This window comes from Priestia endophytica DSM 13796, assembly GCF_900115845.1.
Lineage (GTDB): Bacteria > Bacillota > Bacilli > Bacillales > Bacillaceae_H > Bacillus_I > Bacillus_I endophytica.
The window spans coordinates 128,234-142,617 of the sequence record NZ_FOXX01000006.1; the positions used below are offsets into that span (position 1 = coordinate 128,234).

The window sequence follows — 14,384 nt, forward strand, 5'->3', positions numbered from 1 at the left end:
TTTTTTGTAAGTTCAAAAGCAGAAAAACGAAACTTTAGATAAAGAAAAAACGTATAACATAGTGAAGAAACACCGAAAGCAAACTCGTTCGAATATTTAGATGAAGTGTGCTATTATGAAAGAAAATGTTCGCTATAGGGAGGAAATTGTAAAGTGATCAAGCGAATCATTCAAACGTTGCTGTATTCAGGTTTAGCTGGGTTTGTAACAATTGTTGGAGCGGCGTTCTTTTTAGATATTCCGCTGTTCTTTTCTATATTAATTGGGATAGGAACGTGGAGCGCGACGGTTCTCCTCTGTTTATGTTACTTTCTTTTGCGCCAAAATTTCCGCTACGACCCATATAAAGAGCAAAAAGCCTATGTTGACCATCATGTAAAAGAAGCGAGAAAATCACTTCGTACGCTAAGTCAGTCTCGTTTTAAAGTAAAGTCCATGCATGTATGGATTAAAATTAATAAACTTCAAAAAGTTGGTCGCTCCATTATTGATATGGTTGATAAAGAACCTGCTCGATTTTATGAAGCACAAGACTTTTTTAAAAAATATTTGCCTTCTACGGTCAAAATTGTTGATCGATATACATTTTTACTTGCGAAGCCAACTAAAAATGCAGAAGTGAAAATTGCGCTAAGTGAAACAGAAGACACGTTAGATGAATTAATTGTGAAATATGATGAAGTTCTAACATCTAGCATTAGTCAGGATCTAACAGCGCTCGAAATTGAGCAGAGTCTTCTTCATAACAGCTATGGAGAAAATAAACCACCAGCAGGGAAATGAAAAGGGTGATAAAATGAATGAATTCAAAGATAATTCTTTAAGCAGTTTTGATGATTTATTAAGTGACCCATTTAAAACAAATGAATCTTCAACTGAGCTCTCTAAAGAAGAAAAAGGAGAAGTAAAAGCAATTGAAAGGCTTTCTCCTCAATATAAAGAAAAAGCAATTAAAATTTCAGAGCAAATTAACCAAAATGATCACCAGGCAATTTTGCAATATGGAGTTGCTGCACAGTCTGAGCTTTCTAAGTTCTCTCAAGGCGTTCTTCAGCATGTTCAGGCAAAAGATACAGGACCTGTAGGAGAAGTGCTTACAGATCTTATGGGGAAAATTAAACAGCTTAATCTTGATGAGCTATCAGGTAAGAAACAAGGAAGAGTTGGACGTTTTTTCTCTACTATTTCTCGTTCAGCAAAAGGGATTTTTCCAAAATACAGCAGTTTGCAAGTGGAAATTGAGAAAATTGCTGACCAGCTTGAGCACACAAAGCAAGAGCTGTACCGAGATCTTCTTATGCTTGAAAAGCTCTATGATAAAAACAAAGAGTACTTTGATGCATTAAATATCTATATTGCAGCAGCTGAACATAAACTAGAACTTCTTGAAACAGAAACACTTCCAAAGCTTGAACAAGAAGCATTAAAAACGGACAATTATTTAACAGTGCAAGAAGTGAACGATGTAAAGCAGTTTATGACTCGTCTTGATAAACGCACATATGATCTAAAGTTGAGCAGACAAATAGCCATTCAAAGTGCTCCTCAAATTCGGATGATTCAGGAAGTAAATCAAACACTTGTAGAAAAAATACAAAGCTCTATTCTAACGGCAATTCCTCTATGGAAAAATCAAGTTGTGATTGCTCTTACACTTTTGAGACAAGAAAAAGCAATGGAAGCGCAGCGTGAGGTAACAAACACAACGAATGATTTATTATTAAAGAATTCAGAGCTATTGAAGAAAAATACGGTTGATATTGCAAGAGAGAACGAGCGTGGCCTTGTTGACATTGAAACGCTTCAAAAAACGCAGGAAAATTTAGTGGAAACATTAGAAGAAGTGCTTCAAATTCAAGCAGATGGCCGGACAAAACGGAAGGAAGCTGAACGAGAATTACAGCACATGGAAGATAACTTAAAAAAACGTCTTCTTGACTTAACGTAAAGAGCGTATGTTTAAAAAAAGTAAGGTAGAGAGAGAAGGAGAAAAAGGTTTTATGAGAAAGTCTAAGGCACTGCAGTCAGGTGTTTTAATTCTACTATTTTTAACGATACTTTTCATGCTTTCAAAAGTATCCTTTATTATCACACCAATAATAAGCATGATTACAAATATTTTGGCCCCTCTTATTATTGCGGGCGTTCTGTATTATTTGCTGCGCCCGATTGTTTTTTTACTAACGCTTCTAAAAATTCCGAGAATCCTAGCTATTCTGCTTGTTTTCTCAGCTTTTATTACAGGAGTAACAAGCGTTGGAACATACTTATATCCGATTGTATCTCATCAGCTTGCTCAGTTTGTGAACTTTTTGCCAAACGTTGCTCGGGATATAACGGATAATATTCAAGACCTTCAAACCCTTCCATGGTCTGATGAACTTAGAGCTCGCCTTGCTAATAACGATCTTGAAAAGCGTGCAACTGAGATGCTCGGTGAAGTAGCAACAACACTTGGAAATAGCACAATTCAAATTATTGACTTTTTACGTAATACCATTATCGTCATTATTACAGTGCCATTTGTTCTCTTTTATATGTTGAAAGACGGACACAAGCTTCCAAAGACTTTCTCACGCTTTATTCCATCAGCTAAGTATCGTGAAGTAACGTATGATGTATTAAAGCAAGCAAGCAGTACATTAAGCGCATATGTGCAAGGACAAGTTATTGTAAGCTTGTTTGTAGGGGTTTGTGTTTATATCTTATATCTTTTGCTTGGGCTTGATTATGCGCTAATTTTAGCTTTAATTGCGCTGTTTACGAATTTAATTCCGTTTGTAGGCCCTTTTATTGGCACAGTGCCAGGCGTAATTGTCGGTTTTATTCAAGAGCCTCGCCTTGCTCTTTACGTGATTATCGGGATTGTCATTATTCAGCAAATTGAGAGTAACTTAATTTCTCCACAAGTTATGGGGAAAAAGCTCGATGTGCATCCTGTAACCGTTATTTTACTTTTGCTTGCATCTGGGAGCTTCTTCGGATTTGTAGGTCTGCTTCTCGCTCTTCCAACCTATTGTGTGCTAAAAGTTGTTGTTATGAAAGTGTATGAACTGCTGTTTCCATATTATAATGTGCACGAAGAATAAAAACACTTTTACATGTTTGAAAGCTCGAAATAGGGGAACCAACCTAATATAAGTTAGTACAAACTATTAGGAGGTTTTACAAATGGAAAGAGCGGAAAAAGCAGTACGTGAAAAAAGCCAAGAAGAGAAAGAGCAAATTCTTCAAAACTTTGAGGAATTCAAGAACTACTTAGGTGATAAAGTAGAAAAGGGTCAAAAGCTTGGGTTAAGCGAAGAAGCTATTGCCAAGTCAGCGAAAAAAGTAGCGGACTATCTAGCGAAGAACGAAGAGCCGAAAAACCGCGAAGAGTACTTACTACAACAACTATGGAAAGTTGGCGAAGAAGAGGATCGTCAACACTTAGCTCGTATGCTTGTTCGTTTAACAAACGAAACAAATTAAAAAAGTCGGTGCCTAAGCACCGGCTTTTTTTAGGTTTTCTAAAATATTTTAAAGAACAAAATATACGTTTTTAGTTGTGGAGAAGCCTCTATTTTTAGTAACATAGAAACAGTGGTTTGTTTTATGAGAAAGGGGCTTTTTATGGAAGACAGTAATAAATGGTCGTCGCGGCTAGGTTTTATTCTAGCATCCGCTGGAGCGGCGATTGGATTAGGTGCCATTTGGAAGTTTCCGTATGTAGCGGGAACGAGCGGAGGAGGCGCATTTTTTCTTTTATTTATCATTTTCACACTTTTTGTTGGACTACCTCTTTTACTTGCTGAATTTGTAATTGGACGTAGTACTGGAAAAGAAGCAGTTAGTGCTTATAAAGCGCTCGCTCCAAAAGGATGGCCGTGGATTGGAAAACTTGGAGTAGCAAGTAGCGTTTTACTTTTAGCTTTTTATAGCGTTGTAGGCGGTTGGATTCTTCTTTACACGATTTTAAGCATTTCTGGAGATTTGCTTGGAAAAGAGTATGGTCCACTTTTTGATACAATTATTGCTAACCCTTTTGTTGTAGTTGGAGCTCAGGCGGTCTTTCTACTCATTAATATTATTGTTGTATCTGTTGGTGTTCAAAAAGGAATTGAGCGTGCGAATAAGTATATGATGCCTGCTTTATTTATTTTCTTTATCGTGCTTGTTGTTCGTTCTCTAACTCTGCCGGATGCAATGGAAGGAGTTCGCTTTTTTCTAAAACCAGATTTTAGTGCGATTACAGGTCAGTCTGTTTTATTCGCACTTGGACAATCTTTCTTTGCGCTTTGTGTTGGACTTTCTTGTATGGTTACATACAGTTCATATTTAGATAAAAGTGTCAGCCTTACTCGTTCAGCAGGGAGCGTTGCTCTTTTAAATATTTTCGTGTCGCTTCTTGCAGGGCTTGCTATTTTTCCAGCTGTATTTTCATTTGGAATCGAGCCAACGGAAGGACCAGGTTTATTATTTGTTGCTCTTCCATCTGTGTTTGAACAGATGCCGTTTGGCGTTGTTTTCTTAACAATCTTTTTAATCCTATTTTTATTTGCAACGTTAACCTCTTCTTTTTCGATGCTTGAAATTATCACTTCTGCATTAGGGAAAGGAGAGGTAGAGAAACGCAAGAAATTTTCGTGGATAGGGGGAATTATCGTCTTTGTTGTAGGCGTATTCCCAGCGCTTTCTTATGGGGTCCTCAGCCATGTTACTCTATTTAATAAAAATATCTTTGATTTGTTTGACTTTTTAGTAAGCAACATGATGCTGCCGCTTGGAAGTTTAGCTATCTCGATTTTCGTTGGATATCGCATGAAACGAGAAACTCTCTTAGAAGAATTTCAATCAGGAAGTTCAATTGGAAAACGAGTGTTCATTTTGTGGTTGTTCTTACTCAAATATCTTCTGCCTCTCATTATTATTGTGGTTTTTTTAGGCGGATTACCTATTTGGAAATAATAAAACTTCTAATTGATTACCTCTTTTTTGCTAAAACTCACCCAATGAGTAAAAAGTTGGGTGAGTTTTTTAGTTCTTTTTACCTCTTTTTCGAATTATATGATGTAGTTTGATAGTCAATGTGAGACCTTTTCCATATTTCCATCCTTCAGTAAGAAAGATAAAATATGTATATTGAAAGAGAATTTGCTATAAATTTTACCATTTGGTAAGAAGGTACTCTCACAAACCTTGCCTTATGAAAAAAAGAGAGAGAAAGGAAGGCAACTGGCATGAGTTATGAAAAACAAGCAACGCAGGGAACGCCTGCTTATATTATTTATTTGTTAGATATTAGTGCCTCGATGAACGGGATGATGAAATCTGGTCAAGGTGAAAAAAAGCGAATTGACGTTGTTGCAACTGCTCTACAATCTGCTATTCGGCAAATGGTATTTCGTTCTACAAAAGGAAGTCGATTGAGCCCGCGCTATCGTGTATCTATCTTAGCGTATAGCGATTATGTTTTTGACGTTTTGGGCGGCCCGAAAGGAATTGATGAGCTCGCTGGTAAACCACCGCTTAAAAATATCAAAACACAGCGCTTTACAAACACAGCGAAAGGCTTTCAGGCTGTTGAAGATCTTCTAAAGGAAGAACTTCCACATCTTCAAGAATGTCCTGCTCCACTTGTATGTCATATGACAGATGGAGAATATACAGGAGAAGATCCAGAAGCGATTGTTAAAAGAATACAAGGATTAACTGTAAAAGATGGTAATGTGCTTGTTGAAAATATTTTTATTTCGGATGACATTTTAAAAGAACCTGTTTTAGACCCCAAAAATTGGGGCGGTATTCAAGAACAAACAGCGTTTCTTGATCAATATGGAATGAAGCTAAAAAAGCTATCTTCTCCTATTCCTGAAAGTTATCGAACTATGATGAATGAAACAGGATATAGCATTAAAGAAGGAGCAGTCATGATGCTTCCTGGGGCAAATGAAGATCTTGTGTCCCTTGGCTTTCAAATGTCGGCTGCAACTCCTGTTAGATAGGAGGAAACAATGAACGGTTTTAAAAGTAATCAGCGAAAAGAAGAAGAGCTATCTTTTTTAAATACCGACTTCTTTCAACTTTGTTATGGTTTCTATAGGGCTCGTGAAACAATGGAGAACGGAGAAAAGAGTCAAGATTATCTTGTTTTTCAAGAAGAAAATGGCACACTTGCTTTTGCTCTTTGTGATGGTGTTAGCTTGTCTTTTTATGGAGATGCTGCAGCAAAGTTTTTAGGAGATAAGCTTGTTGCTTGGCTTATGAAGCAAGGTGAAATCCTGTTTGAAGAAGGAAAGGCCCTTTTTCATGCTTATTTAGAGACGTTAACAGAAGAAGCTACAAAACATATAGAAGCTGTTCCTGTAAATTCACATCTTCCCGAATTAGTGAAGAGCGTACTTGAAGAAAAACGAAATAACGGAAGCGAGGCAATGTTTGTTTGTGGGCGAATTGATGCGCTCTCTAATGGGCTATATCGCTTATTTTTAAGTAGTGGAGGCGATATTAGGGTACGCTTTTTTTTAGATAATGGAGAGGAAGTTTATCAAAGTAAATTAGAAACAGGGGTAAGGTGGTCAACGAAAAGAGGGCTTATAGGTGAAAAAGCCAATATAGTGATCGAAAAATCATGTGCGTTTCATAAACTTCTTCTTTATTCGGATGGTTTGGCTCTCTTAGATGAAAAAGAGATAGGAAGTGACGAGATAAAAGAAGCTATCTCTCAAAGCTTAGCCACACCTGAAAGTGATGATGTCTCTCTTTTAGAAATTACGTTATAGGAAGTGATGATATGGAAGAAATTATTATAACGTTCATTCATGGAAAAGAAGAGCTTGATTTGCTGCTTCCAAATGATATTGAAGCAAAAGAAGCAGCAAGCCTTCTAGCAAAGCATTTCCAACATGCGTATAAAGGAATGGAGCCACCGGAGATTGAATATTCTTTCGACCAAAAACAGTGGTATAAAGCAGATCCAGAAGAAACGCTAGAACACGCAATGATTTGGGACGGCGTATTCTTACGACTCTGTAAACAAGGAAGGTCTTCATTACCAACCATTTATGAAGGAAAAGATGAACAAATGGAAGAGCTTGTAGAACGCTCTGATGATTATGTGTGGAAAATGATTCAATAAGGAGGACCTTATGAGAAAATCACCGTACTTTAAACGTTCACCTCGTTTAAAGCTTGCTTTACCAACAGGGAAAATGGTTGTGCATAGTCCAAAACAAGAACCGCAGGAGCCGAAATTTTCATTTGAATCAATGGTTATTCCTATATTTCTAACAGCTGCAACGGTTGGGATTATGTTTTGGCTGTCCAAAACGGTTATGAACAACAGTATGTATCCAATTTTTATGCTCGCGATGAGCGTACCTATGATTGGTTCTTACACAGCTACAATTGTGATGCATTTTCGCAAAAAGAAAGCACATAGAACTGAAGTCGAAACATTACATAGAGAATATCTAGAGCAAATTGAAAAACATCAAAAAGAAATTGAAGACATCCGTGCTGATCAAGAAGCATTTTTACGTCAGCATAATCCGCATCCTGATCATTGTTTGGAGCGGATTCACCAGCGTAAAAGTACGCTTTGGGAGAGAACGCCGCAAACAGATGACTTTTTAGAACTTCGCGTAGGCATCGGAAAACGACCGTTTCAAATGGAAATAGAAGTACCAAATCAGCAAGGATATGATGTAAACCCGCTTATTGCGGAAGCTCAAAAATTACAGGAGCATTATCGTGAAGTTGTGGGGGTACCTGTCACAATTCCATTAAAAGAAAAGCGTGTTGTTGGTCTTGTTGGAGACAGAGCGGAGATTTTAAACTTAGCACGTGTTCTTTCCTTACAGCTTGTTACACATCATTCACCTGAAGAAGTGAAAGTTGTCTCAAACTATAGCGAAGAAGAGGAAGAAGAATGGTCGTGGATGCGCTGGCTGCCACATACGTGGAGTCCAGGGCGGAAGCTACGCTATATGGCAAAAGGTCAAGAAGAGACAACAGAGCTGTTTGAGACGCTTTACAGTATGTTGAATATTCGTAGACTTGAAAAGGGAGCCGACAATAAAAAAGAAGCACATGTGCCTGAGTTTGTGTTCTTTTTAAGCGACTTAACGCTTTTAGAGGATGATCCACTGCTTCCTCTTCTTTTAAATCAAGAAGAAGAAATAGGAGCTTGTACGTTTTTAATGTCTCCTGAAAAAGAGACGCTACCAATGGAATGTGAACTTATTATTGAAGTGAAAAATGGCGTTGCTAAGCTTTACGAAACGTTTGCTGGTGAAGATGAAATTCAATATTTCACAGGCTCTGAAAAAGTGGCTATTGATCAGTTTTCTTTAAAAGAAGCAAAAGAAATGGCTAGAGCAAGCGCACCGCTTCGTGTAAAAGAGTCGGCGTCAATTAATGTACCGAACGTGCTCACTTTCTTATCGATGTATGAAAAACAACGTGTTGAAGAATTAAATGTGCTTGATCGTTGGAATGAAAACCGTTATCCACTTACGCTTCCGGTTATTATCGGAGTTAGGGAAGGAAATAAGCCTGTTTTCTTGAACATTCACGACAAAATTGAAAAAGGTGGGCATGGCCCCCACGGTTTAATGGCTGGGACAACAGGATCGGGAAAAAGTGAAGTGATTCAGTCCATCATTTTATCTCTTGCCTTAACATACCATCCGCACGAGCTTTCTTTTATGCTTATTGACTATAAAGGTGGAGGAATGTCCAATACGTTTGACGGTCTTCCACATGTTGTAGCAGCGATTACAAACTTAGAAGATCCAAATCTGATTCAACGGGCTAAAACTTCCCTTCGAGCAGAGCTTGAACGCCGACAAAAGCTGTTTAATAAAGCAGGTAATCTTCAGCATATTGATGAGTATTTCAAATCAGAGTGGCGTTTTAAAGAGCCGCTTCCACATTTATTCATTGTTATTGATGAATTTGCTCAACTGAAAAAAGAGCAGCCTGAATTTATGGATGAGCTTGTTAGTATTGCCGCAATTGGACGTACGCTAGGTGTTCATCTTCTACTTGCAACCCAAAAACCAACTGGGGTTGTCAACGATAAAATTTGGAGTAACTCGCGCTTTAAAGTGTGTTTACGTGTACAAGATGAAACAGACAGCCGAGAGATGATTAAAATTCCGAATGCAGCGGATATCAATGTGCCAGGACGAGGCTATTTTCAAGTTGGAAACAATGAAGTGCTTGAATATTTCCAATCTGCATGGAGCGGGGCTCCTTATCATCCAGAGAAGGAAGAACAAGAACGACAAATCGAGATTGCTAAAATTGGGCTAAATGGAGCGCGCTCCTACTATGAAGCTCCAAAATCTGAAAAGGAAACAGAGCAAAAGCAAATCAATGCGCTTATTCACTATATAAGCAATGAAGCAAAACTCGCAAGTATCGAACCACTACAAGGACCGTGGCAGCCGCCACTTCCACAGTCCTTACCGATTACTGACCTTATTGAATCTGAAAAGTGGAGTGTTGAGCGCTGGGAAGAAAAGAAAGAAGGTTTGATGATTACATCAGGACTAATTGATGATGTTCGCAATCAAACACAGTTTCCAATTTCGATTGACTTGGAAGCAGGACATTTTCTCATCTATGGGATGCCTGGTTCAGGAAAAACATATTTCCTTCAGTCTGCGCTTTTATCCTTGTTTTTCAACTATGCGCCAAGTGAGTTGAACGCATACGTTATTGACTTTAGTCGTCAGTTTCATGACTTTAATTACTTTCCACATGTTGGAGACGTCATTGGAGAAGAACAAGAAGAAAAAATGATGCGCTTGTTTAAATTTCTTCAAAAAGAACTGCGTTTACGCATTTCTCTTTTCTCTGAGCATGGAGTAAGTTCACCTGTGAACTACCGACGTTTAACAGGGGAAGAACTGCCTGCTATCGTTGTAGCGATTGATGGCTACGCGACATTTAGAAAGACATTTGAAGAAGAAAATGAGCAGTTTGAATACTTACTTCGAGACGGAGCGAAATATGGCATTTATTTCATCACAAGTATTAACCAAGCGAATGATATGTACGAGCGATATCGCAATAACTTCCAATCAGCGGTAGCTTTTGAGCTTGCAGATCGTTCAGATTTCCATTTTGCAGTTGGAAGACCTGACTTTGCTGCAACAGACTTGCCGCCTGGACGAGGATTTATTAAAGGAAGTACTCCACCATATATGTTCCAAGCAGCAACTCCGTATGAAGGAGAAGACGAGCTTGAGAAAATGAAATTTCTGCAAAGCTGGGGAAAAAGAATGAAGGAAGAAAATAAAGGCAGCGAAGCATTCTCAATTCCGCTCGTCCCAAAACTTGTTACACTAAAGGACCTTTATAACCGAAGAGATCGAATCAAACCGAAAACATTGCCATTTGGTCTTGAAAAAGAAGATTTAAATGTTCTATCGCTTGATATTGAAGAGGAGAATCACATTATTGTCTCAGGACGCGTCGAGTCAGGAAAAACAGCTCTCCTCCAAACATTGATTTTAGGAATGGGTAGACAGTTTAGAAGTGATGAGATTGATATATATCTTATCGAACTCGAGCCAAAGCGCAACGGAATGCTCACACTTGCTTCACTCCCACATGTAAAAGGCTATGCAACAGATCTTACGCAAGCAAACGAGCTTTTCGATGAAATTGAAAGAGAACTTTCAACTCGAGAAGGTGCTTCACTTGATTTCGGAAGTTTCCAAGATGAAGAAGGCCCAACATACAAACCGCTCATTATTGTTGTTGATGATGGAGAGAACTTTATGAGCCAAGTTTCCATGGACTTTAATATAAAACCAAAGCTCGAAAATATTACCAAAACCGCTCGGCAAAAAAATGTACATTTTATCTTTGCTGGAAGTGTAGGAGGATTCACAGCATACGGACACGACACATGGTTTGTAAACCTTAAAAAGAAATTTACGGGCATTTTACTTGGGTCAACAATGTCAAATGACCTTTATTTCTTTAATATGAGGTTAACGCATAGTGAAACAGACCGAGAGCTTCCAACAGGAGAAGGTTTTATTATAAGAGGACAGCATGAGAAGATAAAAGCAGCGCTTCCATTCCTCGACAAAGAAGAACAAAAAAGTTTACTTGCGAAATTATCGAAAACTGAGGAATTTGTTGAATAATGTCGAATTGAGTGTGTATAGAACTAGAACTATAGAATTATAAAAAATACTAGTTTAAAGAGAAATTAGTAGTATATTCCTTAGTTGGATGGTTATAAAGACTTAAATTCCTCTAAAACTATTTAGTTTCCTATCAAGTTATAATATATTATTCCATGTAATATATTTACTCTATTTGAATATAAAGGAGCTGCAAAATATTATGTCAATGAAAATTCTTGTTTCACCAGAGGAACTAGATGGAATTTCAAGACAGTTTAAAAACGGTGCAGATCAAAGTCGTCAACAATGTTCAACATTAAGAAACGCACTACAGTCTCTTGATGGACGCTGGGATGGAGCAACGAAACAACGTTTCTTCACACAGTTTGAACAGTCTCAAAAACATATGGAAGCATATACACAGTTACTTGATTCTATTGGTCAAGAGTTAGCTGATATCGCAACACGTTTCCGTCAAGTTGACGGTCAATAAGACCATGATTGGAGGAAGGCTAGCTACAGCAAAGGTAGCTAGCCTTTCTTACGATAAATCAAAGAGCCGTTATTCAAATAAAGAGTAAATCGTTTTAACTATAAAAAGAATTGAGGGTATGCTTATGAGCTTTCATCCGGAAGTTGGCGATGAGATTAAGCTTTTCTCGACATCTTACTCATTTACAAAACATCCTGCGGTTGTTGGAATAGATATGCCTTACGGACAAGAAGGCAGACAAGGGACCGTCTATCAGCTGAAAACAACAAAAGCAGGGAGAAAAGACTTTGTAGCTCTTAAAGTATTTCGCGACCGCTTCAGAGGCCCCAATCAAGTGGGGGTTGCTCAAGATATTAAGCCATATGCTGAATTGCCTGGCCTTCGCGTTTGTGCGCGAAAAGTCGTTGAAATAAAAGAACACGAGCACTTGCTTTCCACTTATGAAGATTTGCAATATTCCTTAATGATGCCATGGATTGATGGTCCAACGTGGGCAGACATCATTGTTGATGAAAAAAAGATAACAAGTGATGAAAGCTTATACATAGCATGTATGTTTACATTCATTTTACGAGAGTTAGAGCAGCGCGAACTTGCACACTGTGATTTGTCCTCAAGCAATATTATTCTTCCATTCTTTTCAACTGAACGAAGAGATGGAGTAGGGAACATTGAATTTGTTGACGTTGAAGAAATGTACGCGCCGCATCTACCAAAACCAAAGTCTTTGCCAGGCGGATCTTTCGGATATGCACCTTACTATATTAAGGAAGGAAAATGGTGTAAGGAAGCGGATCGTTTCTCAGGAGCTATACTACTAGCTGAGATGGTAGCTTGGCATAGTGATGAAGTGAGAAAAAATAAGGCAGACGATGCAAGCTACTTTAAACCAGATGAAATTGGTCAAAACAATGATCGATTTAAGCTTCTATTAAAAACAATAAGCGGAACGCTTGGACCAGAAGGCAAGAACTTGTTCAAGAAAGTTTGGAAGAGTAAGAAGTTAGAAGATTGTCCAACGTTTAAGGAATGGTATGCCCTTTTCCCTGAAAACGTTAGAAATCGAGTTGAAGAAGATGTCACACGCATTCAAAGTGAAAAAGGGGATAACGAATTATCTGTTCAGGATCACCTTGATATTGCGGCGAAATTTGAAGGATTAGGTCAGAAAGACGCGGCAGAGCTTGAGTATCGTTATGTTGTTCATCATTTTCAAGAACATAAATCAATTGTTAAAGAGATTGAGATGTTTCTTGATCATCCTTATGAAGAAAACAGCAGGCCTTTCATTGTCCAGGATTACTTAGAAGCTGCTGCTCATTTTGAGAAGCTTTATGACTATGACCAAGCGCTTCTTTTTTACAAACGAGCAAGCATGCTGCCAAGCATTGAACCTTCATTTAAAACAGAGCTTCAGTTCATTATGAGCGAGCTTGCTGAAAAGAGGGACGAGGAGTCAGGACAAAAATCAACGTCTGAAACATTTCAGGAACTACTGAAAGAAGATGAAGAAAAACGTCCTGTTACACCAATTCAAACAAGACCCTTTACACAAGAAGCAAAAAAGCCTGCCAAGCAAAAGGTCGGCACGTTTGTTAAAAAGCGCTGGATTATGATTTCTGTTGTAACGCTTGTTATCGTCACAATTGGCGTTACGGTCTGGGCTTTCCGTTATTCAGCAAATGAGAAGTGGGAAACAACACTTGCTCATGGAACAGAAGCATATGAAAAAGGCGATTACCTTCAAGCAGAAGAGTATTTTAAGAGCGCAATGGAGCAAAAGAAAAAGCCCGAAGTATATTTAAAGCTTGGTCAACTTTACTTAGCAACAGGTGAAAATGATAAAGCATCAACGCTTTTTGATGAAGCATTTCAGCAAAAAGATCTATCGAAAAGCAGCCAAAAAGCAAACTACCTAGCAGGACAGTCTTACTACAGAGAAAAAACGTATGCAAAAGCAATCTCTTATTTTGAACAAGGATATGAAGCAAAGAAAAGCTCGTACTACAACCGCCTTGTTCATGATTTAGTTGAAAGCTATATTGCGATTGGCAAGTTGAATAAAGCGAACTATATTGTTGAAGATATTCCGCAAGATGACGCTGAAAGTCAAGCTCTTTATCAATATTTAAAAGGCGAGCTTTTCTCTGTTGTTGAGCGCTATGATGAAGCTCTTACGTACTATAAGAAAGCAGTGGAGCTCGAAGGAACGCGAGATCGCCATGTTGAAGCCCTTTCAGATACGTATGCACTTATTAATGCGATGCCAAGTACAACAAATGAACAAAAGCGAGCGAATTATAAAGAAGGCATAAGCATTCTAGCTGTTGTGTTAAAAGAAGAGCCGAAGAATGAACAGCTTTTGGCACGTCTCGGACGCATGCACTATGATTTCGGACAATTGCTTACAGAGCTGAACGATAACGGAGCCACAGGGCAATATCGAAAAGCGCTTGATGATTATAAAACAGCATTAGGTCTTGGTGTGAAAAGTGAGAACCTCCTTATTAACACCGCTCTTGCTAGCAACAAAGTGGGAGATAAAAATGGAGCTGAAGCGTACTTTAAAACAGCGCGTGAGGACTACCCAAACAGCAGCAATACGCTGTTTGTATACGCTAAATTCAAGCTTGGTGAAAAGCAATACAAAGAAGCTGAAACTTACTTCAACCAAGTAATTGAAATGAATGATAACGAAGAATATGTTCAGTCTTCAAAAGATGCTGTTCAAAAGATGAAAGAAAGCAATTTACTTTAATTGG

General features: G+C 38.3%; 11 protein-coding genes. All 11 read left to right on the plus strand.

Annotated elements, in window-relative coordinates; all coding sequences use genetic code 11:
* The first annotated feature begins 153 nt into the window (after positions 1 to 153).
* Positions 154 to 783 carry a 5-bromo-4-chloroindolyl phosphate hydrolysis family protein gene (locus BM012_RS12960; protein WP_061805358.1) on the plus strand — a complete coding sequence of 210 codons (630 nt, stop codon included), beginning with the start codon at positions 154 to 156 and terminating at the stop codon, positions 781 to 783.
* Positions 784 to 796: 13 nt separating this feature from the next.
* Positions 797 to 1,948 (plus strand): toxic anion resistance protein, encoded by a 1,152-nt coding sequence (locus BM012_RS12965; protein ID WP_046217707.1) that lies wholly within the window; start codon positions 797 to 799, stop codon positions 1,946 to 1,948.
* A 52-nt stretch (positions 1,949 to 2,000) separates the two neighbouring features.
* On the plus strand, positions 2,001 to 3,089 hold the full coding sequence (locus BM012_RS12970) for an AI-2E family transporter (protein ID WP_064505029.1): 1,089 nt from the start codon (positions 2,001 to 2,003) through the stop codon (positions 3,087 to 3,089).
* Between the two features lie 82 nt (positions 3,090 to 3,171).
* Complete coding sequence (locus BM012_RS12975) at positions 3,172 to 3,471, plus strand: DUF3243 domain-containing protein (RefSeq protein ID WP_061805360.1); 300 nt, start codon at positions 3,172 to 3,174, stop codon at positions 3,469 to 3,471.
* A gap of 141 nt (positions 3,472 to 3,612) precedes the next feature.
* Complete coding sequence (locus BM012_RS12980) at positions 3,613 to 4,947, plus strand: sodium-dependent transporter (protein WP_061805361.1); 1,335 nt, start codon at positions 3,613 to 3,615, stop codon at positions 4,945 to 4,947.
* Between the two features lie 272 nt (positions 4,948 to 5,219).
* On the plus strand, positions 5,220 to 5,984 hold the full coding sequence (locus BM012_RS12985; RefSeq protein WP_061805362.1) for a vWA domain-containing protein: 765 nt from the start codon (positions 5,220 to 5,222) through the stop codon (positions 5,982 to 5,984).
* Positions 5,985 to 5,993: 9 nt separating this feature from the next.
* Positions 5,994 to 6,761 (plus strand): hypothetical protein, encoded by a 768-nt coding sequence (locus BM012_RS12990; protein WP_061805363.1) that lies wholly within the window; start codon positions 5,994 to 5,996, stop codon positions 6,759 to 6,761.
* Between the two features lie 11 nt (positions 6,762 to 6,772).
* Positions 6,773 to 7,117, plus strand: a complete 345-nt coding sequence (locus tag BM012_RS12995; RefSeq protein ID WP_061805364.1) for a hypothetical protein — start codon at positions 6,773 to 6,775, stop codon at positions 7,115 to 7,117.
* A gap of 10 nt (positions 7,118 to 7,127) precedes the next feature.
* A complete protein-coding gene (essC, locus tag BM012_RS13000) occupies positions 7,128 to 11,147 on the plus strand; it encodes a type VII secretion protein EssC (RefSeq protein WP_061805365.1) in 4,020 nt (1,339 codons plus the stop codon).
* Positions 11,148 to 11,349: 202 nt separating this feature from the next.
* Positions 11,350 to 11,622, plus strand: coding sequence for a WXG100 family type VII secretion target (locus BM012_RS13005; protein ID WP_061805366.1), 273 nt, complete (start codon positions 11,350 to 11,352; stop codon positions 11,620 to 11,622).
* Between the two features lie 124 nt (positions 11,623 to 11,746).
* Positions 11,747 to 14,380: a tetratricopeptide repeat protein gene (locus tag BM012_RS13010; RefSeq protein ID WP_061805367.1), complete on the plus strand. Its 2,634-nt coding sequence runs from the start codon at positions 11,747 to 11,749 to the stop codon at positions 14,378 to 14,380.
* Positions 14,381 to 14,384 lie beyond the last annotated feature (4 nt).